Raw genomic sequence first — 20,658 nt, forward strand, 5'->3', positions numbered from 1 at the left:
CGGTCGCGGCCCCATTGCGGCGGCATCGGGCCGCGGATGCGGCGGAACCGCCGGGCGCACAAATTTGTGCGCCCCGGCAAGTAATTGGGAAATATGGGCGTTTTCGATGCCGTTAACCACAGCGAAACCTTTGTCCGAAGCCGGTGACCAGACGCAGGCGCTTCTGGAAATCCGCAACCTCGAGACCTTCTACGGGCCGATCATGGCGATCCGCGGCGTCTCGCTCGACGTGCCGGAGGGCAAGGTGGTCACCGTCCTCGGCGCCAACGGGGCGGGCAAGACGACGCTTCTGAAAACCATCTCGGGGATCATGGACCCTGAAAAGGGCCGCATCGTCTTCGACGGGCACGAGATCCAGGGCCGCGAGCCGCACCAGATCGTGCGCCGGGGGATCGTCCAGGTGCCCGAGGGGCGCGAGGTCTTCCCGCTGCTGACGGTGGACGAGAACCTGAGCCTCGGCGCCTACACCAAATCCAACCGGGCCGAGATCGCCCAAGCGCGCGAGCTTGTCTTCTCCTACTTCCCGATCCTGGCCGAACGCCGCCAGCAGGAGGCCGGCACGCTGTCCGGGGGGCAGCAGCAGATGCTGGCGATCGGGCGCGGGCTGATGCTGAAGCCGCGGATCATGCTTCTGGACGAGCCTTCGCTCGGCCTCTCGCCGCTGCTGACGCAGGAGATCTTCGAGATCCTGCGGCGCCTGAACCAGGAAGCGGGCATGACCATGCTGGTGGTCGAGCAGAACGCGGCCGTCGCGCTCGACCTGGCCAATCATGGCTACGTCATGGAACTGGGCCGCATCGTGATGTCCGACACCGCCGAACGGCTGGCCGCGTCCGAAGATATCCAGCGCTTCTACCTGGGCCACGCCAACGAGGGCGCGCGCGGTGAACGGCGCTGGAAGAAGCGCAAGACATGGCGGTAGGCGGAGGACGGCCATGATGCAGGAGATCACCCTCAAGGGCGTGCGCGTGAACGCGAAGCCGGGGCAGCGGCCCGTCCATATCGACGGCCACAGGACGCTGCCGGCCCTGCTGCGCGCCCGCTGCCGCGAGAACGCCACGGCGACCGCGCACCGCGAAAAGCACCTGGGGATCTGGCAGAGTTTTTCCTGGACCGATTACCTGACCAACGTGCGCCATATCGGCATGGGGCTGCGCGCGCTCGGCCTGCGCCGGGGCGACGTGGTGTCGATCCTGTCCGAGGACAACAAGGAATGGATGTATTGCGACATGGCGGCGCAATGCATGGGCGCGGTCTCGTCCGGCGTCTACACCACCGACAGCGCCCGCCAGCTGGCGTTTCTGGTCAACGACTCGCAGACGCGGTTCCTGTTCATCGAGAACGAGGAGCAACTCGACAAGTTCCTCGAGGTCGAGGCGCAGATGCCGTCGCTGGAGAAGGTCATCATCTTCGACCCCGAGGGGCTGCACGTCTTCGAACACCCGAAATGCCTGTTCCTGGCCGATCTGCTGGAACTGGGGCGCGCGCAGGACGACCCCGCCGCCTTCGACGCCGAGATCGACAAGACCCTGCCCGAGGATCTGGCGGTGCTGATCTACACCTCGGGCACGACGGGCGATCCGAAGGGTGTGATGCTGACGCAGGAGAACATCGTTGCCGGGATGGAGGCGGGCCTCTACAGCCTGCCCTTCCAGAAGGGGTCCGAGCAACTCTGCTTCCTGCCGCTCTGCCATATCCTCGAACGGCTCGTCTCGCTCTACATCCCGCTGATCGTGTCCTCGACGGTGAATTTCGCCGAAAGCCCGGAAACCGTCTTCGACAACATCCGCGAGGTGTCGCCGCACGGCTTCGTCGCGGTGCCGCGCGTCTGGGAAAAGATCTATTCGCGCGTGCTGATCCTGGCGCAGGAGGCGACGCCGATCGGCCGCTGGGCCTTTGGCCAGGCGATCCGCGCCGGAGAGGCCCGCGCCGCCCATACGCTGGCGGGAAAACCCGTGCCCGCGAGTGTGGCCGCGCGCTACTGGGTCTGGGACCAGATGGTGCTGAAGAACCTGCGCCGCCTGCTGGGGATGGACCGCCTGGCGCAGGGGCTGACCGGCGCCGCGCCGATCTCGCCCGGGTTGCTGCGCTGGTATCACGCCATAGGCGTGCCGCTTTTCGAGGGCTTCGGTATGTCCGAAACCGCCGGCGTCGCCACCGTCAACCTGCCCGAGGCGAACAGCGTCGGCTCGGTCGGGCGCGCGGTGCCCGGCGTCCAGATGCGCATCGGCCAGAATGACGAGATCCAGATCAAGGGGCTGAACGTCTTCAAGGGGTATCTGGGCAAGCCCGACAAGACCGCCGAGACCCTCACCGAGGATGGCTGGCTGAAGACCGGCGATGTCGGCCGGATCGACGACGGCTACCTGACCATCACCGGGCGGATGAAGGACATCATCATCACCGCCGGCGGCAAGAACATCACTCCCGCCGAGATCGAGAGCCGGCTGAAGTTCAGCCACTACATTTCGGACGCTGTGATCATCGGCGACCGGCGCAAGTACCTGACGGCGCTGATCATGATCGACCAGGAGAATGTCGAGAAGTTCGCGCAGGACAAGAAGGTGCCGTTCTCGGACTTCCGCTCGCTCTGCCGCGCGCCCGAGATCGTGGATCTGATCAAGCGCGAGGTCGACACCGTCAACGCCGAATTCGCGCGGGTCGAGCAGATCAAGGACTTCCGCCTGATCGACGTCCTGCTGACCGCCGAGGACGAGGAACTGACCGCCACGATGAAACTCAAGCGCGCGACGGTCGAAAATCGCCACAAGGCGTTGATCGATGATATGTATTAGTCTGGGCCGACTGGCCCGTTTTGGGGAGGAAACCATGCAGCACTTCAAGACCCTGATGACCGCGACGGCGCTCGCGGCACTTGCGACGGGGGCGGCGGCGCAGACCCGCGGCGTCACCGACAGCGAAATCCGCATCGGCGGCGCGCACGACCTGTCGGGCGTCTTCGCGGCCGTGTCGACACCGGCGGTCAACGGCGCCAACCTCTATATCGACGCGGTCAACGCCAACGGCGGCGTCCACGGCCGGCAGATCCGCTACATCGTCGAGGATCACGGCTACCAGTTGCCGCGCGCCACGCAGGCCTTCAACAAGCTGATCGAGCGCGACCAGGTCTTTGCCATGCTGCTCAACCTGGGCACGCCGCACAACCTGGCGCATTACCCGCTGATGGAGCGGAGGGAGGTGCCCAACATCAACCCGCTGACCGCCGCCCGCGCCATCCTGCCCGAGCCGCCGGGGATGAACTTCACGGCCTTCTCCAGCTACTATGACCAGATGCAGGCCGGGATCGAATACCTGCACAACGAATCCGGCGCGACCAACGTCTGCGCGATGTACCTGCCGACCGATTTCGGCGAGGAGATCGCGCAGGGCTCCCGCGACGCCGCCGAGCGGCTGGGCCTCGAGTTCGTCGCGGAAACGACCCATCGCCCGGACGAGCAGGACTTCGTCGGGGCGCTGACCCGGCTGCGCTCCGAAGGGTGCCAGATCGTCACCCAGGCGCTGGGTGTGCGGGCCGGCATCACCGTGGTCGGCACCGCCAAGCGGCTGGGCTGGGACGACGTGATGTTCCTGACCTCCTCGGCGGGCTTTCTGGAAGCCGTGGCGCAGGTGCCGGGCGGGGTGACCGACGGGCTCTATGCCGCCGCGGGCTGGGTCGACCTCGTCTCGCGCGCCGGCGATCCCGAGGTGGACGAGTTCATGGCCGCCTACGAGGAACAGTTCGGCCACCCTGCCGGCGGCTTTGCGATGCTGGGCTACACCGCCGCGCGCCAGTTGGTCATGGCGCTGGAGGCCGCAGGGCCGGACCTGACCCTCGAAGCGTTCATGGATGGGATGCATTCCATCGACTACATGGACGATCTTCTGGACGTGCAGATCAGCTACAGCGAGGATGATCACCAGGGCGGCAACGACATCACCATCTCGGTGGTCGAGGAGGGCGTCTGGAAGCTGCTCGAGCGGCTCTGAGCCTTCGCGAAACGACCATGCGGGGCCGCGTTTGCGGCCCCGTTTTCGTGAGCGGTTGGCACGAAATCGTGACTGGACCCAAGGCAGGATTGCGGCTTAGCCGCGGCGCGCTTTTCGTCAAGACCCCCCGGGCGGGCTTTATTTGGCCCGGGCCGGTCATCCGCAACGGCTGCGGCGCGTATTCCCCCTCGTTGCCTCAATGGAGAGGCGGATAAAGGGAGACTTTCATGTTTCGCAAGACACTCGTTGCCACCAGCCTCGTTGCCCTGATGAGCGTACCGGCGCTGGCCGACAACCACGGCGCTGACATCGTTGATACCGCGGTCGCCGCGGGCAACTTCACCACCCTCGTCGCCGCGATCGAGGCCGCCGGCCTGGTCGAGACGCTGAAGGGCGAAGGTCCTTTCACCGTCTTCGCGCCGACCGATGAGGCCTTCGCGGCCCTGCCGGAAGGTACCGTCGAAGGTCTGCTGAACGACATTCCGACGCTGACCTCGATCCTGACCTACCACGTCGTACCCGGCGCGGTGATGTCGACCGACCTGTCGGACGGCATGATGGCGGAAACCGTCAACGGCCAGTCGGTCACCATCACCATCGGTGACGGCGTGCAGGTCGACGGCGCCAACGTGACGACGGCGGATATCGAAGCGACGAATGGCGTGATCCACGTCATCGACGCGGTGATCATGCCCGAGTGACACCAGATGTGCCGCCGCGACCTTCGCGGCGGCACGTTCCTGCCGTCTGACCAAGAGACCTGCTACAGCCCGAGAACCGCGAGGCGCTGGTCGATATCCTGACCTGTCACGTCGTGCCCGGCATCATCCGGGCCGAGCGCGTGGTCGGCCAGCGCGGGCGCATCGCGATGGTCGACGGCGACTTCATCCACGTCAACGGTACCAGCGGCAGCGCGCGGATCGACCGCGCGGCCACCGTGACCGCGCCCGATATCGCCGCGTCGAACGGACTGATCCACGTGATCGACCGGGTCCTGCTGCCCATCTGATGCCCACCCGGTCGCCGCAAAGGCCCCGCCGACTCCCTCCCCGGCGGGGCCTTTTCATGCTTGGTGCCGCCGCGCGTCGGGTCCCGCGTCCGCATGCGGACGCTCGGGCAAGGCGCTGAAAACGCTCGAATAATCGGCCGCGTTTACCACAACGAAAGTTTCGTTGCGGTCAGCGGCCGGCCAGCGAACGGTCCGCGCAACAAACCTTTCGTTGCGGTTAAGCCGAAAAATTTCCCGTTTTGGATCAAAGCGTCGCGCCGATGCTCAAGCTTGAGCACGGGGCGGCGTCCGGTCAGATGTCGTCGAAGCTGCCGCCGCGCCCGTGACCGGCGGCGAAGCGACCGGCGCCGGCGACCCCCTCGGCCAGCGCGGTCCGGACGCTGGCCCATTCCCGACGCAGCCGCCGCGCCATTTCCTCGGGCGCGAGCCGGGCCGAGAGGTGGTCGGCGCGCAGGCAGGCCTGCGGGAAGCGCGTCAGGCTTTCGGCCAGCGCCAGTGCGGCGTCGCGCGCCGCGCCCGGCGCGACGACCCGGTCGGCAAGCCCGATGGCCAGCGCTTCATCGGCCGCCACCGGCCGGCCGGTCAGGATCAGGTCGTTCGCGCGACCCTGCCCCAGGACCATCGGCAAGCGGACGGTCCCGCCATCGATCAGCGGCACGCCCCAGCGCCGGCAGAAGACGCCCAGCTGCGCATCCGCCGCCACCACCCGCAGGTCGCACCAGAGCGCGAGTTCCAGCCCCCCGGCCACCGCCGGCCCCTCGATCGCGGCGATCACCGGCTTCGACAGCATCAGCCGCGCCGGCCCCATCGGGCTGGCAAGCGGCTGGCCGATGGGGTCGCGCCAGCCCTCGGGGATGTCGAGGCCCGCGATCCAGTCCTCGGCGGCGCCGGTCGCGGCGGCCTTCAGATCGAAGCCGGCGCAGAACGCCCCCTCCGCCCCGGTCAGAACCGCAACGTCGACGTCCGGATTGGCCTCGAATTCCAGCACCGCCTCGTAGAGCCAATGCGCCAGCGCCGGATCGACCGCGTTGCGCGCCGCCGGCCGGTCGAGCGTGATCACGCGGACCCGTCCCAGCGTTTCGAGGCGCAGCATGTCAGACCTCCTCGACGTCGAGCACGCCGGGCAGCACGCGCAATTCGCCGCGCAGATGCGGCGTCAGCGGCAGGTCGGCGCCGATCTCCACCTCGATCTCGCCGCCGGTATCGGAGTCGGGCACGCAGCAGAGCAGCGGGCCGCGCAGCTTCTTCGGCGCCGTCTGGCCCCGGTGGCGGTCCAGCACCTCGGCCAGGTCGAGGACGACGCCCGTGTCGGTGATGCGCACCTTCAGCCCGGTCGCCCCGGCATCGGCGATGACCAGGTCGACCGGCTGCGCCCCCCTCGCCAGCAGTTTCAGCGTGTCGGCCTCCATCGTGGCCTCGACGGTCAGCACGACATTCGACCCCGGCTCCAGATGCGCGCGCGCCGCCTCCAGCACGTCGGAAAAGACGGTAACCTCGTAAAGCCCGGTCGGGTCGGACAGCTGGACAAAGGCAAAGCGGTTGCCGCGCGCCGACTTGCGTTCCTGCCGCGAGGAGACCGCGCCGGCGATCCGGCCGACGAAGGGCGCCTCGGCCGCGCGCCGCGTGACCTCGGTCAGCGTCAGCACCTCCTTGCGCCTGAGCGGGCCGGCGTAGTCGTCGAGCGGATGACCCGAGAGATAGAAGCCGATCGCCTGATGCTCGGCCGCTAGCCGCTCGGTCGGCAGCCAGTCCGGCCCGGTGGCCAGCCGCGGTGGGGGCAGATCATCCCCCCCCGCGCCGAAGAGCGAAACCTGGTTCGAGGCGGCTTCCTCGTGCACCGCGGCCGAGAAGGCGGTGAGCGCATCGAGGCTTTCGAAGACGCGCTTGCGGTTGCGTTCCAGCCGGTCGAAAGCCCCGGCGCGGGCCAGCATCTCCAGCGGGCGCTTTCCGATGCGCTTCAGATCCACCCGGCGGGCGAAATCGGTGAGATCGGCGAAGGGCCGGTCGCCGCGCGCGCCCGCGATCAGTTTCATCGCCTCGACGCCCACGTTCTTCAGCGCGCCGAGCGCGTAGACCAGCGCGCCGTCCGCGACCGAGAAGGTCGCCTCGGACCGGTTGACGCAGGGCGGGACGACCGGAATTTCCAGACGGTCGACCTCGCGCTTGTAGACGGACAGCTTGTCGGTCAGGTGGATGTCGCAGTTCATCACCGCGGCCATGAACTCCACGGGGTAGTTGGCCTTGAGGTACGCGGTCTGGTAACTGACCACGGCATAAGCGGCGGCGTGCGACTTGTTGAAGCCGTAGTTGGCGAATTTCTCCAGGAGGTCGAAAACCTCGCCCGCCTTGGCCTTGTCGACGCCGTTGACGATGGCGCCCTCGATGAACTTGGGGCGTTCCTTGGCCATCTCCTCGGCGATCTTCTTGCCCATCGCGCGGCGCAAGAGGTCGGCGCCGCCAAGGCTATAGCCGGCCATGACCTGCGCGATCTCCATCACCTGCTCCTGGTAGACGATGATGCCCTGCGTCTCCTTCAGGATGTGGTCGATGGAGGGGTGGATCGATTCGAGTTCGCGCAGGCCGTTCTTTACCTCGCAATAGGTCGGGATGTTCTCCATCGGGCCGGGGCGATAGAGCGCGACGAGGGCCACGATATCCTCGATGCAGGTGGGTTTCATGCGCCGCAGCGCATCCATCATGCCCGAGCTTTCGACCTGGAAGACGGCGACGGTGCGGGCCGAGGCGTAAAGCTGGTAGGTCTTCTCGTCGTCGAGCGGGATGCGTTCGATGTCCAGATCGACGCCGCGGAGCTTCAGAAGGTCGATCGCGTTCTCGATGACGGTCAGGGTCTTCAGGCCGAGGAAGTCGAACTTGACCAGCCCCGCGGCCTCCACCCATTTCATGTTGAACTGCGTGGCCGGCATGTCCGAGCGCGGGTCGCGGTAGAGCGGCACCAACTCGTCCAGCGGCCGGTCGCCGATGACAACGCCGGCGGCGTGGGTCGAGGCGTTGCGCAGCAGCCCCTCGATCTTCTGCGCGTAGTCGAGAAGGCGTTCCACGACCTCTTCCTTCGCGGCCTCGCGCAGCCGCGGCTCGTCGGCGAGCGCCTTCTCGATCGAGACGGGTTTGACGCCCTCGACCGGGATCATCTTCGAAAGCTTGTCGACCTGGCCGTAGGGCAGTTGCAGCACGCGGCCGACGTCGCGCACCGCGGCCTTGCTGAGCAGCGCGCCGAAGGTGATGATCTGCCCCACCTTTTCACGGCCGTACTTTTCTTGCACGTACTGGATGACCTCCTCGCGCCGGTCCATGCAGAAGTCGATGTCGAAGTCGGGCATCGAGACGCGTTCAGGGTTGAGGAAGCGCTCGAACAGCAGGCTGTAGCGCAAGGGGTCGAGGTCGGTGATGGTCAGCGCGTAGGCGACAAGGCTGCCCGCGCCCGAACCGCGGCCGGGGCCGACCGGGATGCCCTGATCCTTGGCCCATTTGATGAAATCGGCGACGATCAGGAAGTATCCGGGAAAGCCCATCTGCTCGATGATGCCCAGTTCGAAATCAAGACGTTTCTGGTACTCCGCGACCGGCGCGGCATGGGGGATGACCGCCAGCCGGCCCTGCAACCCCTCGTTGGCCTGGCGGCGAAGCTCCTGCACCTCGTCATCGGCGAAACGCGGCAGGATCGGCGGATGTTTCCGGGCGCGAAAGGCGCAGCGGCGCGCGATCTCGACGGTGTTTTCCAGCGCCTCGGGCAGGTCGGCGAAAAGCGCGGCCATTTCCGCCTCGGTCTTGAAATAGTGCTGCGGTGTCAGCCTCCGGCGCGGCTCGGCCTGGTCGACATAGACGCCGTCCCGGATGCACAGCAGCGCGTCATGTGCCTCGTAAAGGTCGGGGGCTGGAAAATGCACGTCGTTCGTGGCCACCAGCGGCAGGTCCATCGCATAGGCCAGTTCGACGAGCGGCCGTTCCGTCGCGGCCTCGGCCTCGGGCACGGCGCCGCCCTCGCCGGGATGGCGCTGCAACTCGACATAGAGCCGGCCCGGATAGATCGCGCCCAACCGGGTGACCAGTTCCTCGGCGCGCGCGCGCTGCCCGTCGCGGAGCAGCCGCCCGACCACGCCATCGGGTCCGCCGGTCAGGCAGATCAGTCCCTCTGCATGCGCCGTCAGTTCCTCGGGCGTGACATGCGCCAGCGCGCTGCCGGGCCGCAGATAGAGGCAGGAGTTGAGCTTCATCAGGTTGCGATAGCCGGCCTCGGACTGGGCCAGCAGCACCAGCGGTGCCGGCGCGCGCGGCTTGTCCCCGGGTTGCGCCGGCGGCAGTTGCAGGTCGATCTGGCAGCCCAGGATCGGCTGGATACCGGCATCCGCCGCCAGCGTCGAGAATTCGAGCGCGGCAAAGAGGTTGTTGGTATCGGTCACCGCCACCGCCGGCATCGCGTGCTTTTCGCACAGCTTCACCAGGGACTTCAGCGGCAGCGCCCCTTCGAGCAGCGAATACTCGGTATGGGTGCGAAGATGGATGAATCGGGGGGGGCTCATGGCGCCATGATGCCGGCGCGGGACGCCCGGCGCAAGGCACCGGTGCCGCCCCGGCGACAGCTTTAACCGACGCGACCGGACGTGAAGTTACCGCTTGCCAGCGCGCCGCGCGCCGGTGTTGACTGGCAGGTCAGGAAACCGCGCCGCCTGCCTCGCAGGGCGGGCGGCCAGAACCTCGCAGGACGGGCGGCCAGGGCCGGAGATGAGTGAAATTGCGTTTCTTCTGAACGGGACACCGGTCAGGCTGACCGATCCGCCGCCCACGCGCACGCTGCTTGACTGGCTGCGCGAGGATCGCGCACTGACCGGCACCAAGGAGGGCTGCAACGAGGGCGATTGCGGCGCCTGCTCGGTGATGGTGACCGACGCCCGCGGCACGCGCGCGCTGAACGCCTGCATCCTCTTCCTGCCGCAGCTCGACGGCAAGGCCATCCGCACGGTCGAGGGGCTGGCGGGCCCCGACGGCGCCCTGCATCCCGTCCAGCACGCGATGATCGACCACCACGGCAGCCAGTGCGGCTTCTGCACGCCGGGCTTTGTCGTGACGATGGCGGCCAACCACCTGAACGGCGTGACCGACCACGACACGGCGCTCGCCGGCAACCTCTGCCGCTGCACCGGCTACGCGCCCATCCAGCGCGCCGCCGAGGCCGCGGCGCAGGCGCCCGTCCCCGACTGGCTGCGCCAGGCCACCGACCCTGCCTTCATCTGTCCACAAATATCCCGGGGGGAGGCGGCGCAGCCGACGGGGGGCAGCGCCCCCCACCCCTTCCTCCCGCGCACGGCAGAAGACCTGGCCGACTGGTACGCCGCCCACCCCGACGCCACGCTGATCGCCGGGGCGACCGATGTGGGCCTCTGGGTCACCAAACAGTTGCGTGACCTGGCCCCCGTCGCCTTCATCGCCGGTATCGAGGATCTGCGCGGGGTCTCGTTGACCGACACCGAGGTCCGCATCGGCGCGGTGACGACGCTGGCCGACCTTCTGCCCGCCATGGCGCCCCTGCATCCCGATTTCGCCGAACTCATCCGCCGCTACGGCGCCGCCCAGGTGCGGGCGGCGGCGACGATCGGCGGCAATATCGCCAACGGCTCGCCCATCGGCGACGGGCCGCCGGCGCTGATCGCGCTGGGGGCGGTGCTGCATCTGCGCAAGGGGCCGGCGCGCCGGTCGATCCCGCTCGAGGATTTCTTCATCGACTACGGCCGGCAGGACCGCGCCCCCGGCGAGTTCGTCGAGGCGGTCAGCTTTCCCCGCCAGCCCGACCGGTTGCGCGCCTACAAGATCTCCAAACGCTTCGACCAGGACATCAGCGCCGTCTGCGGCTGCTTCAGCATCCGGCTTGACGGCCAGACCGTGCGCGAGGCGCGCATCGCCTTCGGCGGCATGGCCGGCATCCCGAAACGCGCGGCCGCGGTCGAGGCCGCGCTGACCGGCCGGCCCTGGATCGAGGCCACGGTCGAGGCCGCGCTTCCGGCCTTTGCCGAGGATTTCCAACCCATCGACGACATGCGCGCCTCGGCCGACTACCGGCTGCGCAGCGCGCGGAACATGCTGCGGCGCTATTTCCTCGAGGATCAGGGCGCCGCCACCCGCGTGCTGGAGGTCGCCCCGTGAGCGTCCACAAGCCCCTGCCGCACGACGCCGCGGCGCTGCATGTCACCGGCGCCGCGCGCTATGTCGACGACATCCCCACGCCCGCCGGCACCCTGCACCTGGCCTTCGGGCTGAGCACCGTCGCGCATGGCGCGATAACCGCCATGGACCTTGCCGCCGTCCGCGCCGCGCCGGGGGTCGTCGCGGTCCTGGCGGCAGGCGATATCGGCCCCGCCGATTGCAGCCCGTCGAACCACGACGAGCCGCTTCTGGCCACGGGCGACGTGCAGTATCTGGGCCAGCCGGTCTTTCTGGTCGTGGCCCGAAGCCACCTTGCCGCGCGCAGGGCCGCGCGGCTGGGCAGGGTCAGCTACGCGGAAAGGGCCGCGATCCTGAGCATCGAGGAGGCGCTGGCGGCGAACAGCCGGTTCGAGGATGGCCCGCGCATCTGGGCGCGCGGCGACGCGGCCGCCGCCATCGAGGCCGCCCCGCATGTCCTCGAGGACCGGATCGAGATCGGCGGGCAGGAGCATTTCTACCTCGAAGCGCAGGCGGCGCTGGCGCTGCCGCAGGAGGGGGGCGACATGCACGTTGCCTGCTCCAGCCAGCACCCGACCGAGATCCAGCACAAGGTCGCCGATGCCCTGGGCGTGCCGATGCACGCCGTGCGGGTCGAGGTGCGGCGGATGGGCGGCGGCTTCGGCGGCAAGGAAAGTCAGGGCAACGCGCTGGCGGTGGCCTGCGCGCTGGCCGCCCGCGCCACCGGGCGGGCGTGCAAGATGCGCTACGACCGCGACGACGATTTCCTGATCACCGGCAAGCGGCACGATTTCCGCATCGACTATCGCGCGGGTGTGGGTGAGGACGGCCGCATCCTGGGAATCGATTTTCGCCACTATACCCGCTGCGGTTGGGCGATGGACCTGTCGCTGCCGGTGGCCGACCGGGCGATGCTGCACGCCGACAACGTCTATTTCCTGCCCGCCGTGCGGATCGAAAGCCACCGGCTGCGCACCCACACCCAATCCGCCACCGCCTTTCGCGGCTTCGGCGGCCCGCAGGGGATGCTGGGGATCGAGCGGGTGATGGACCAGATCGCCCACCGCCTTCGCCGCGATCCGCTGGCGGTGCGGCGGGCGAATTTCTACGCGGCGTCCCATCGACCCGTCCCGCCGGCGCCGGACGTGCCGGAGGCGCCCGCGAGCGAGCCCGCCTCGCGCGGCGCGGTGGAAGCCGTCGCCCGGCCCGTGCCCGAACCGCCCGCGGACGGGGCGCAGACGACGCCCTACCTCATGCCGGTGACCGATTTCATCCTGCACGAGCTGGTGGCGGAGTTGGAGGAATCCAGCCAGTACACGCAGCGCCGGGCCAGGGTCAGCGCCTGGAATGATACGAATCCGATCCTGAAGCGCGGGATCGCGCTGACGCCGGTGAAGTTCGGCATCTCGTTCACGCTCACGCATCTGAACCAGGCGGGCGCGCTGGTTCATGTCTACCAGGACGGCTCGATCCACCTGAACCATGGCGGGACCGAGATGGGGCAGGGTCTGTTCCAGAAGGTCGCCCAGGTCGCGGCGCAGGTGTTCGGCGTGCCGCTCGGCCGGGTCCGGATAACGGCCACCGATACGGCGAAGGTGCCCAACACATCGGCCACCGCGGCGTCGTCCGGGTCGGACCTGAACGGCATGGCGGTGCAGGCGGCCTGCCTGACGATCCGCGACCGGATCGCGGACCTGCTGGCCGCGGAGCATCAGTGCCAGCCCGTCGACGTACGCTTTGAAGAGGATCGCGTGCGAGTGGCAGGCGCCGACTACCCCTTCGCCGAGGTGATCGCGCGGGCCTATCAGGCGCGGATCAGCCTGTCTTCCACCGGCTTCTACCGCACGCCGGGGCTGAACTGGGATCGGATCGCGGGGCGGGGGCGGCCGTTCCTTTATTTCGCTTATGGCGCCGCGGTGTCCGAGGTGGTCATCGACACGCTGACCGGCGAATACCGCATCCTGCGCGCCGACATCCTGCACGATTGCGGCGCCAGCCTGAACCCGGCGCTGGACATTGGGCAGATCGAGGGCGGCTATGTGCAGGGCGCGGGGTGGCTCACGACCGAGGAGCTGGTCTGGGACGGCAAGGGGCGGCTCCGCACCCACGCCCCCTCGACCTACAAGATCCCGGCGATGGGCGACCGGCCGCGGGTCTTCAACGTCGCGCTCTGGGACGGGCGCAACCGGGAAGAAACGATCCACCGATCCAAGGCCGTGGGCGAACCGCCCCTGATGCTGGGTATCTCGGTGCTGATGGCGCTGTCGGATGCGGTGGCGGCCTGCGGCGACGGGTCGCTCTATCCCCGGCTGGATGCGCCGGCGACGCCGGAGCGGGTGCTGGCGGCCGTCGACCGGCAGCGGGGGCGGCATGGCGATTGACCGCGCGGAACTGGCGGCAGCGCTCGACCGCCGACCGGCGGTGGTGCGCGTTGTCATCGCCGCGCACCGGGGGTCAACGCCGCGCGGGGCCGGAACCGCGATGCTGGTCTGGGCCGAGGGTCAGGCCGGCACGATCGGCGGCGGCGCGCTGGAATACGAGGCGGCGAAAAGAGCACGGACGCTGCTGGCGGGCGGCGGGCCGCGCGTGGAACGCCTGCCGCTGGGACCGGGGCTGGGACAGTGCTGCGGCGGCGCGGTGACGCTGATCTTCGAGCGCCTCTCTGCCGTCGAGCTTGCGGCGTTTCCCGAGTGCGGCGCGCATGCCCGCCCGGTCACCGCGGATGCCGGCGCCATGCCGCTGGCAATCCGCCGCGCGCTGAAGGCGGCGCGCGAAGAGGGGGTGGCGCCCGTCCTGCTGTCGGGCGGCTGGCTTGTCGAGCCCATCGCCGCCCCCGACCGCGCGCTCTGGATCTGGGGGGCGGGGCATGTCGGCCGGGCGCTGGTGAGCGTGCTGGCGCCGCTGCCCGATGTCGCGCTGACCTGGATCGACACCACGCCCGAACGATTCCCGGCCGAGGTGTCGCCGAAGGTTACCGTCCGCACCCATCCCGACCCCGCCGCACTGGTCGCGGAGGCGCCAAAGACGGCCGAGCACCTGATCCTGACCTTCAGCCATGCGCTGGACCTGGACCTTTGCCACCGGCTGCTGGGGCATGGCTTCACGGGCGCCGGGCTGATCGGCTCGGCGTCGAAATGGGCGCGCTTTCGGTCACGGCTCAAGGCGCTGGGGCATACGGACGCCCAAATCGCGCGCATCCGCTGCCCGATCGGCGACCCGTCCCTGGGTAAGCATCCGCAAGCCATTGCGGTGGGCGTTGCCGCCGCGCTACTGAAACGGGACCGCCGCGACAGGGAAAGGGACGCTGCCGGATGACCACGCCGCTTCTGGCCATCAAGGGGATCACCAAGGCCTATCCCGGCGTCGTGGCGAACAGCGACGTCAGCTTCGATATCGGCAAGGGAGAGATCCACGCGCTCTTGGGCGAGAACGGGGCGGGCAAATCGACGCTGGTCAAGGCGATCTACGGGCTGGTCCGGCCGGATTCGGGCACCATGCGCTGGCGGGGCGAACCCTTTGCGCCGACGGCCCCGCACGAGGCGCGGGCGGCGGGTGTTGCGATGGTGTTCCAGCATTTCAGCCTGTTCGATGCCCTCGACGTGGCCGAGAACGTGGCACTGGGCATGGACAACCCGCCGCCGCTGCGAAAGCTGGCCGCGCAGATCCGCAAGGTGAGCAACGACTACGGCCTGCCGCTCGACCCCGGGCAGCTGGTCGGCGATCTGTCCGCGGGCCAGCGCCAGCGGGTCGAGATCGTGCGCTGCCTGCTGCAGGACCCGCATCTGCTGATCATGGACGAACCCACATCGGTGCTGACCCCGCAGGAGGTGGACACGCTTTTCCGCACCCTGCGCCAGTTGCGCGCCGAGGGGCGGTCGATTCTCTATATCTCGCACAAGCTGGAGGAGATCCGCGCGCTCTGCGAGACGGCGACGGTGCTGCGGCTGGGCAAGGTGGTCGACCGCTGCGACCCGCGCGACCGCACCGCGCGCGAACTGGCCGAGATGATGGTCGGCACCAAGCTGCACCAACCCGAACGCCCGCCGCACAGCCCCGGCGACATCGCACTGGAGGTCAGAGGCCTGAGCCTGCGCTCGCCCTCGCCCTTCGGGACCAGCCTGAAGGAGGTTTCGGTCGCGGTGCACATGGGCGAGATCCTGGGCATCGGCGGCGTGGCGGGAAACGGACAGGACGAGCTGTCGGCGGCGCTTTCGGGCGAGTTGCGCGCGCCGCCCGGGGCCGTGTCGATCCGGGGCGAGACGGTAGGCCATATGGGTCCGAACGCGCGGCGCGCGATGGGGCTTCTCTGCGCGCCCGAGGAGCGCCTGGGCCATGCCGCGGCGCCGGAGATGACGCTGGTCGAGAACGCGCTGCTGACCGGCGCCTGGCGGCAGAAGCTGGTCAACGGCGGGTTCGTGAACTGGACCAAGGCCCGCGGCTTTGCCGAGGCGGTGATCAAGCGCTTCGATGTGCGCACGCCGGGGGCGCATGTCGTGGCGAGGGCGCTGTCCGGCGGGAACCTGCAGAAATTCGTCATCGGCCGCGAGATCATGCAGCGCCCCGACGTGCTGGTCGTCAACCAGCCGACCTGGGGCGTCGATGCCTCGGCCGCCGCGGCGATCCGGCAGGCGTTGATGGATCTGGCGCAGGGGGGGGCGGCCGTGGTCGTCATCAGCCAGGACCTGGACGAGTTGCTGGAGATCGCCGACAGCTTTGCCGCGCTCAACGCCGGGCGGCTGACGGCCAAGCGGCCGGTGCGCGGGCTGACGCTGGACCAGGTGGGCCTGATGCTGGGCGGGGCAGAGGAGGCCGGCGATGCTGCGGCTTGAGAAACGCGCCCAGCCCTCGAACTTCTGGAACTGGGCGACGCCGTTGCTGGCCGTCGCGCTGACCATGGTGGCGGGCGCGATCCTTTTTGCCTTCCTGGGCAAGGACCCGTTCGCGGCGATCAAGATGATCTTCTGGGACCCGCTGTTCAATCCACAGTTCGCGGCCTATTCGCGGCCGCAACTGCTGGTCAAGGCCGCGCCGCTGATCCTGATCGCCGTGGGGCTGGCCATCGGCTTTCGCGCCGGGATCTGGAACATCGGGGCCGAGGGGCAATACATCATCGGCGCGCTCTGCGGTGCGGCGGTGGCGCTGGCGTTCTTTCCGTCGCCGGGCTGGTACATCTTTCCGCTGATGGTGCTGGCCGGGGCGGCCGGGGGCTGGGCCTGGGCGATGATCCCGGCGATCCTGAAGACGCGGTTCAACACCAACGAGATCCTGGTGTCGCTTCTGCTGGTCTACGTGGCCGAGAAGATCCTGGCGGCGATGGCCACGGGGCGGATGCGCAACCCCGACGGCGCGGGCTTTCCCGGCTCGCGCAACATCGCCCAGTATCCGGCGGCCTCGAACCCCGAGATTATCGCCGGGTCGGGGATGCACTGGGGGGTCGTCGCCGCCTTCATCGCTGTGATCTTCACTTATATCCTGCTGCACAAGCACATCCTCGGCTATCAGATCCGGCTTGCCGGTCAGGCCCCGCGCGCCGCGCGTTTCGCCGGGGTGGCGCCCGCGCGGCTTGTGGTGATGTGCCTCGGCTTCTCGGGGGCGATGGCCGGGCTTGCCGGGCTGTTCGAGGTGGCCGGTCCCGCGCGCATGATCTCGATCGATTTCAACGTGGGCTACGGCTTCACCGCGATCATCGTGGCCTTTCTGGGCCGTCTGCACCCGGTGGGGATCGTGCTGGCCGGGCTCTTGATGGCGCTGACCTATATCGGCGGGGAACTTGCGCAGTTCATGCTGGGGCTGCCCGGCGCGGCGATCCAGGTCTTTCAGGGGATGCTGCTGTTCTTCCTGCTCGCCCTCGATGTGCTGTCGAACTACCGCATCCGCCTTTCCTGGCCGGAGGCTGCGTGATGGACCTGTCGTCGATCAATCCGGTCGTGCTGGCCGCGGCGCTGATGGTGGCGGCGACCCCGATCCTGCTGGCCGCCATCGGCGAATTGGTCGCGGAAAAGGCCGGCGTGCTGAACCTGGGCGTCGAGGGGATGATGATCACCGGCGCGGTCACCGGCTTTGCCGTCGCGGTGATGACGCGCAACCCCTACCTGGGCATGCTGGCGGCGCTCTGCGGCGGGGCGGCGGTGTCGCTGATCTTTGCGCTGCTCACGCAGGTGCTGATGGCCAACCAGGTCGCCTCGGGCCTGGCGCTGACGCTGTTCGGGTTGGGGTTTTCGGCGCTGCTGGGTCAGGGCTTTGTCGGCATCCCGCCCCCGCGCACGCCGAAGATGGACCTGGGCTTTCTGTCCGACCTGCCGGTCCTGGGACCGATCCTGTTTCGGCATGACCCGATGGTCTATGTCTCGATCGCGCTGGTCGCGGCGGTCTGGTACTGGCTGAACCACACCCGCGGCGGGCGCATCCTGCGCGCGGTCGGCGAGAACCACGAAGCCGCGCATGCGCTCGGTTACCGTGTGCGCCGCGTCCGCATCCTCGCCATCGCATTCGGCGGCGCCTGCGCCGGGCTGGGCGGGGCGTATCTGAGCCTGATCCGCGTGCCGCAATGGACCGAGGGCATGACCGCCGGGGCCGGCTGGATCGCACTGGCGCTCGTCGTCTTCGCCTCGTGGCGGCCGTGGCGGGCGCTCCTGGGCGCCTATCTTTTCGGCGGCATCATCGTCTTGCAGTTGAACCTGCAGGCGGCGGGCGTGCGCATCCCCGTCGAATACCTTGCCATGTCCCCGTATCTGGTGACTATTCTGGTTCTTGTCGTCATGTCCTCGGGGCGCGCGCGCAAGACGCTTGCCGCGCCCGGCTCGCTGGGCCGACCGTTCCACGCCACCGGCTGACGCCGGCGATTTCACAGCGCGGGCCCTGGCAGTGACCACCGGCCCCACACCAACAGGGAGAGACCCATGAACCGCAGACATTTACTGGCCGCGCCGGCCCTGGCGCTGGGACTGAGCGCGCTGGGGGGCGCCGCCTTCGCCCAGGACCCGTTGAAGGTCGGCTTCATCTACATCGGGCCGGTCGGCGACCACGGCTGGAGCTACACCCACGACCTGGCCCGCCGCGCCGTCGAGGAGCATTTCGGCGATGCCGTGGAGACGAGCTTCGTGGAAAGCGTGGCCTATGGCGCCGACGCCGAGCGCGTGATGACCCAGATGGCGCTGTCGGGCACCGACATGATCTTCGCCACCTCCTTCGGCTACGGGCCGGACATGAACGCGGTCGCCCAGCGGTTCCCCGACGTCGCGTTCGAGCATGCGACGGGCTACATCCAGGAGGCGCCGAACGTCAGCCTTTACAACGCGCGCTTCTATGAGGGCCGCGCGGTAATCGGCCACATCGCCGGCAAGATGACCGAGACGAACACCGTGGGCTACATCGCCTCGTTCCCGATCCCCGAGGTGGTGATGGGCATCAACTCGGCCTATCTGCACGCCAAGGCGGTGAACCCGGATGTGAACTTCCGGGTGGTCTGGGTCTACAGCTGGTACGACCCGGCGCAGGAGGCGGCGGCGGCGGAGGCGTTGATGGAGCAGGGGGCGGATATTCTGATGCAGCATACCGATTCCACGGCGCCGGTGACGATTGCGCAGGACCGCGGGATCTATGCCTTCGGGCAGGCGTCGGACATGACCAGCTTCGCCCCGGAATCGCACCTGACCGCGATCCTGGACGTCTGGGCGCCCTACTATATCGAGCGTATCCAGGCCCGCATCGACGGCACCTGGGAGGCCGGGAATGTCTGGCACGGGATCGAGGAAGGCATGGTCGGATTCGCCGCGCTGAACGACGCCATCCCCGAGGACGTTCGCGCGGAAGCCGAGGATATGATTGAAAGAATCGCCTCGGGCGAGTACCACCCCTTCACCGGGCCGATCAACCGGCAGGACGGCACCGAGTGGCTGGCCGAGGGCGAGACGGCGCCCGACGGCGACCTGCTGGGCATGGATTTCTACGTCGAGGGGATGTCCGGCAGCGTGCCGAACTGAACCCGCCAACGCCCGCCCGCAAGGGCCGGAAAACACGCACGGCCCGGGGGCGACCCCGGGCCGTTTTCGCATCCGCCAGCCCGCGAAAACCCCGCCGGCAAGGGTGCTGGCAGGCGTATGGCAAGTGGCTGGCAAGCGTATGGCAAACGTATGGCAGTTCCGAACGGCGCGGTCGCGGATCGTAAAGGTTTCGGCCGCCGCCGACGGCCCGCGCAGAGCGCCCGGTCCGAGCGCGCGCAGCCGGTCCTCGACCCGCTTTGCGGGCCGAAACCCGGAACAACGTCCCTGATCGGGCGCCGGCGCGGGGTGGGTGGGAACCCGTGGCGGCGGGTTTGCGTTGGCCTCGTGACCAAGCAATTAAACCAATGCGAGGAGGCCGTCATGAACGACCTGAAAGACGTCTACCTGGACCAGTTGCAGGATCTGTTGAGTGCCAACAAGCAGGCCAAGGAAGCCACGCGCAAGCTGACGCTGGCGGCCAAGAACGAAGCCCTCAGCCGCGCGCTGGAGCGTGGCATGGACGGCATCGACGACGGCTGCGCCAAGCTGAAGGAGATCATCGCCGCGCATGGCGCCGATCCCGAGGGCGAGCATTGCAAGGGGATGGAAGGCCTGGTCCGCGAGGCGCGCGCGCATGCTATCGAGGAGGATTTCGGCTCGGACGCGGCGCGCGATGCGATGATCGTGACCCAGTACCAGCGGATGGCGCATTACGCGATCGCGGGCTACGGCTGCGCGCTGGCCTTCGCCACGCAACTGGGGCTCAAGGACGAAGCGAAGAAACTGCAGGACATGCTGGACGCGGCCTATGCCGGCGACCGGACCATGACCGAAATCGCCGAGTCCGAGATCAACGAGGCCGCGGCCTGAGGCCGCAGCCGGGCCCCGCGCCGCGCGAACTGACGATGGGGCTGGTTCCGGAAGGGACCAGCCCCATTTTCATAGTCCACCCCCCAGCCAAGGGGCGACAGTACAGGCACCGCAACCTGCTTCAGGCGCTCCGCTCGCTGCATCCGCGAGCGTGCCCCGGGTGCCGATCGGTTGAACTTCCCGGTCTAACTAATTTAACTCTATAGATTCTAACGGAAGGGCGCATCCCGTGCCTGTGGATAAGTCTGCGCTTCGGTTAACTTGCGAAGCAGCCGGGGCTTCGTCACACCAGCGATCCCGATGTAGCCTGCAGTTGAATTAGCTCAGAAAATCAGCGGCTCCCGACTTTCCGCGATGATCGTGTTGGCGTCGATCGTTTCATAGAGCGGGCAGACCTCGAGCGAGAAGGAGGTCGTTCGTGGAAGAGACGGTGTTGAGCCGGCTGCGCAGCTTGATAGCTCCGCCGCCTCGGGTCAGCTACCGATGCGCCAGAGGGGTCCCGATTCAATGCCGATTGACAGAGACGGAGCCACCTCGATGGTCACACGGGAGTAGGTATTGTCGATCTGCCTGACCTCGAAGGGTGCATCACGAAGGATTGAGCAACCTGATGTCTGGAAATTTTGCTGAGAGCGG

General features: G+C 68.3%; 15 protein-coding genes. 13 read left to right on the plus strand and 2 right to left on the minus strand.

The features are described 5' to 3' along the window. The first annotated feature begins 106 nt into the window (after positions 1 to 106). The 5 genes from IM708_RS09150 to IM708_RS09170 all read left to right on the plus strand — a co-directional run bounded on the left by IM708_RS09150 (position 107) and on the right by IM708_RS09170 (position 4,996). Entirely contained in the window at positions 107 to 922 is an 816-nt protein-coding gene (locus tag IM708_RS09150) for an ABC transporter ATP-binding protein (protein WP_209426212.1), read from the plus strand. A gap of 13 nt (positions 923 to 935) precedes the next feature. Then, positions 936 to 2,795 carry a long-chain fatty acid--CoA ligase gene (locus IM708_RS09155; protein ID WP_209426213.1) on the plus strand — a complete coding sequence of 620 codons (1,860 nt, stop codon included), beginning with the start codon at positions 936 to 938 and terminating at the stop codon, positions 2,793 to 2,795. A 34-nt stretch (positions 2,796 to 2,829) separates the two neighbouring features. Continuing rightward, entirely contained in the window at positions 2,830 to 3,987 is a 1,158-nt protein-coding gene (locus IM708_RS09160) for an ABC transporter substrate-binding protein (RefSeq protein WP_209426214.1), read from the plus strand. Positions 3,988 to 4,214: 227 nt separating this feature from the next. After that, positions 4,215 to 4,688: a fasciclin domain-containing protein gene (locus IM708_RS09165; protein ID WP_209426215.1), complete on the plus strand. Its 474-nt coding sequence runs from the start codon at positions 4,215 to 4,217 to the stop codon at positions 4,686 to 4,688. Positions 4,689 to 4,747: 59 nt separating this feature from the next. Next, entirely contained in the window at positions 4,748 to 4,996 is a 249-nt protein-coding gene (locus tag IM708_RS09170; protein ID WP_209426230.1) for a fasciclin domain-containing protein, read from the plus strand. Positions 4,997 to 5,288: 292 nt separating this feature from the next. On the opposite strand, the gene IM708_RS09175 is transcribed toward IM708_RS09170, so the two are convergent. Both IM708_RS09175 and dnaE read right to left on the minus strand, forming a co-directional pair. Beyond that, a complete protein-coding gene (locus IM708_RS09175; protein ID WP_209426216.1) occupies positions 5,289 to 6,089 on the minus strand; it encodes a crotonase/enoyl-CoA hydratase family protein in 801 nt (266 codons plus the stop codon). Position 6,090: 1 nt separating this feature from the next. Next, positions 6,091 to 9,534, minus strand: a complete 3,444-nt coding sequence (dnaE, locus tag IM708_RS09180; RefSeq protein ID WP_209426217.1) for a DNA polymerase III subunit alpha — start codon at positions 9,532 to 9,534, stop codon at positions 6,091 to 6,093. A gap of 202 nt (positions 9,535 to 9,736) precedes the next feature. On the opposite strand from dnaE, the gene xdhA reads away from it, so the two are divergent. The 8 genes from xdhA to IM708_RS09220 all read left to right on the plus strand — a co-directional run bounded on the left by xdhA (position 9,737) and on the right by IM708_RS09220 (position 20,022). After that, positions 9,737 to 11,152: a xanthine dehydrogenase small subunit gene (xdhA, locus tag IM708_RS09185; protein WP_209426218.1), complete on the plus strand. Its 1,416-nt coding sequence runs from the start codon at positions 9,737 to 9,739 to the stop codon at positions 11,150 to 11,152. Beyond that, positions 11,149 to 13,551, plus strand: coding sequence for a xanthine dehydrogenase molybdopterin binding subunit (gene xdhB, locus IM708_RS09190; RefSeq protein ID WP_209426219.1), 2,403 nt, complete (start codon positions 11,149 to 11,151; stop codon positions 13,549 to 13,551). Before xdhA ends, xdhB begins: the two co-directional genes overlap by 4 nt. Further along, complete coding sequence (gene xdhC / locus IM708_RS09195; protein ID WP_209426220.1) at positions 13,541 to 14,485, plus strand: xanthine dehydrogenase accessory protein XdhC; 945 nt, start codon at positions 13,541 to 13,543, stop codon at positions 14,483 to 14,485. Before xdhB ends, xdhC begins: the two co-directional genes overlap by 11 nt. Further along, a complete protein-coding gene (locus IM708_RS09200; RefSeq protein ID WP_209426221.1) occupies positions 14,482 to 15,999 on the plus strand; it encodes an ABC transporter ATP-binding protein in 1,518 nt (505 codons plus the stop codon). The genes xdhC and IM708_RS09200 overlap by 4 nt, the downstream gene beginning before the upstream one ends. Then, positions 15,986 to 17,071 carry an ABC transporter permease gene (locus IM708_RS09205; protein ID WP_209426222.1) on the plus strand — a complete coding sequence of 362 codons (1,086 nt, stop codon included), beginning with the start codon at positions 15,986 to 15,988 and terminating at the stop codon, positions 17,069 to 17,071. The genes IM708_RS09200 and IM708_RS09205 overlap by 14 nt, the downstream gene beginning before the upstream one ends. Continuing rightward, positions 17,071 to 18,003, plus strand: coding sequence for an ABC transporter permease (locus IM708_RS09210; RefSeq protein WP_209426223.1), 933 nt, complete (start codon positions 17,071 to 17,073; stop codon positions 18,001 to 18,003). Before IM708_RS09205 ends, IM708_RS09210 begins: the two co-directional genes overlap by 1 nt. Before the next feature lie 66 nt (positions 18,004 to 18,069). After that, entirely contained in the window at positions 18,070 to 19,152 is a 1,083-nt protein-coding gene (locus IM708_RS09215) for a BMP family ABC transporter substrate-binding protein (RefSeq protein WP_209426224.1), read from the plus strand. A gap of 381 nt (positions 19,153 to 19,533) precedes the next feature. Further along, positions 19,534 to 20,022, plus strand: a complete 489-nt coding sequence (locus tag IM708_RS09220) for a DUF892 family protein (protein WP_209426225.1) — start codon at positions 19,534 to 19,536, stop codon at positions 20,020 to 20,022. The last annotated feature ends 636 nt before the right edge of the window (positions 20,023 to 20,658 follow it).

This window comes from Pararhodobacter sp. SW119, from assembly GCF_017811755.1.
Taxonomy (GTDB): Bacteria; Pseudomonadota; Alphaproteobacteria; order Rhodobacterales; family Rhodobacteraceae; genus Pararhodobacter.

Excerpts from the sequence above, each read along its gene's own strand:
- IM708_RS09205 (WP_209426222.1), top strand. The coding sequence starts at position 15,986 with ATGCTGCGGCTTGAGAAACGCGCCCAGCCCTCGAACTTCTGGAACTGG.
- IM708_RS09175 (WP_209426216.1), bottom strand. The coding sequence starts at position 6,089 with ATGCTGCGCCTCGAAACGCTGGGACGGGTCCGCGTGATCACGCTCGAC.
- IM708_RS09210 (WP_209426223.1), top strand. The coding sequence starts at position 17,071 with ATGGACCTGTCGTCGATCAATCCGGTCGTGCTGGCCGCGGCGCTGATG.
- IM708_RS09215 (WP_209426224.1), top strand. The coding sequence starts at position 18,070 with ATGAACCGCAGACATTTACTGGCCGCGCCGGCCCTGGCGCTGGGACTG.
- IM708_RS09200 (WP_209426221.1), top strand. The coding sequence starts at position 14,482 with ATGACCACGCCGCTTCTGGCCATCAAGGGGATCACCAAGGCCTATCCC.
- xdhC (WP_209426220.1), top strand. The coding sequence starts at position 13,541 with ATGGCGATTGACCGCGCGGAACTGGCGGCAGCGCTCGACCGCCGACCG.
- dnaE (WP_209426217.1), bottom strand. The coding sequence starts at position 9,534 with ATGAGCCCCCCCCGATTCATCCATCTTCGCACCCATACCGAGTATTCG.
- IM708_RS09160 (WP_209426214.1), top strand. The coding sequence starts at position 2,830 with ATGCAGCACTTCAAGACCCTGATGACCGCGACGGCGCTCGCGGCACTT.
- IM708_RS09165 (WP_209426215.1), top strand. The coding sequence starts at position 4,215 with ATGTTTCGCAAGACACTCGTTGCCACCAGCCTCGTTGCCCTGATGAGC.
- IM708_RS09150 (WP_209426212.1), top strand. The coding sequence starts at position 107 with ATGCCGTTAACCACAGCGAAACCTTTGTCCGAAGCCGGTGACCAGACG.
- xdhA (WP_209426218.1), top strand. The coding sequence starts at position 9,737 with ATGAGTGAAATTGCGTTTCTTCTGAACGGGACACCGGTCAGGCTGACC.
- IM708_RS09155 (WP_209426213.1), top strand. The coding sequence starts at position 936 with ATGATGCAGGAGATCACCCTCAAGGGCGTGCGCGTGAACGCGAAGCCG.
- IM708_RS09220 (WP_209426225.1), top strand. The coding sequence starts at position 19,534 with ATGAACGACCTGAAAGACGTCTACCTGGACCAGTTGCAGGATCTGTTG.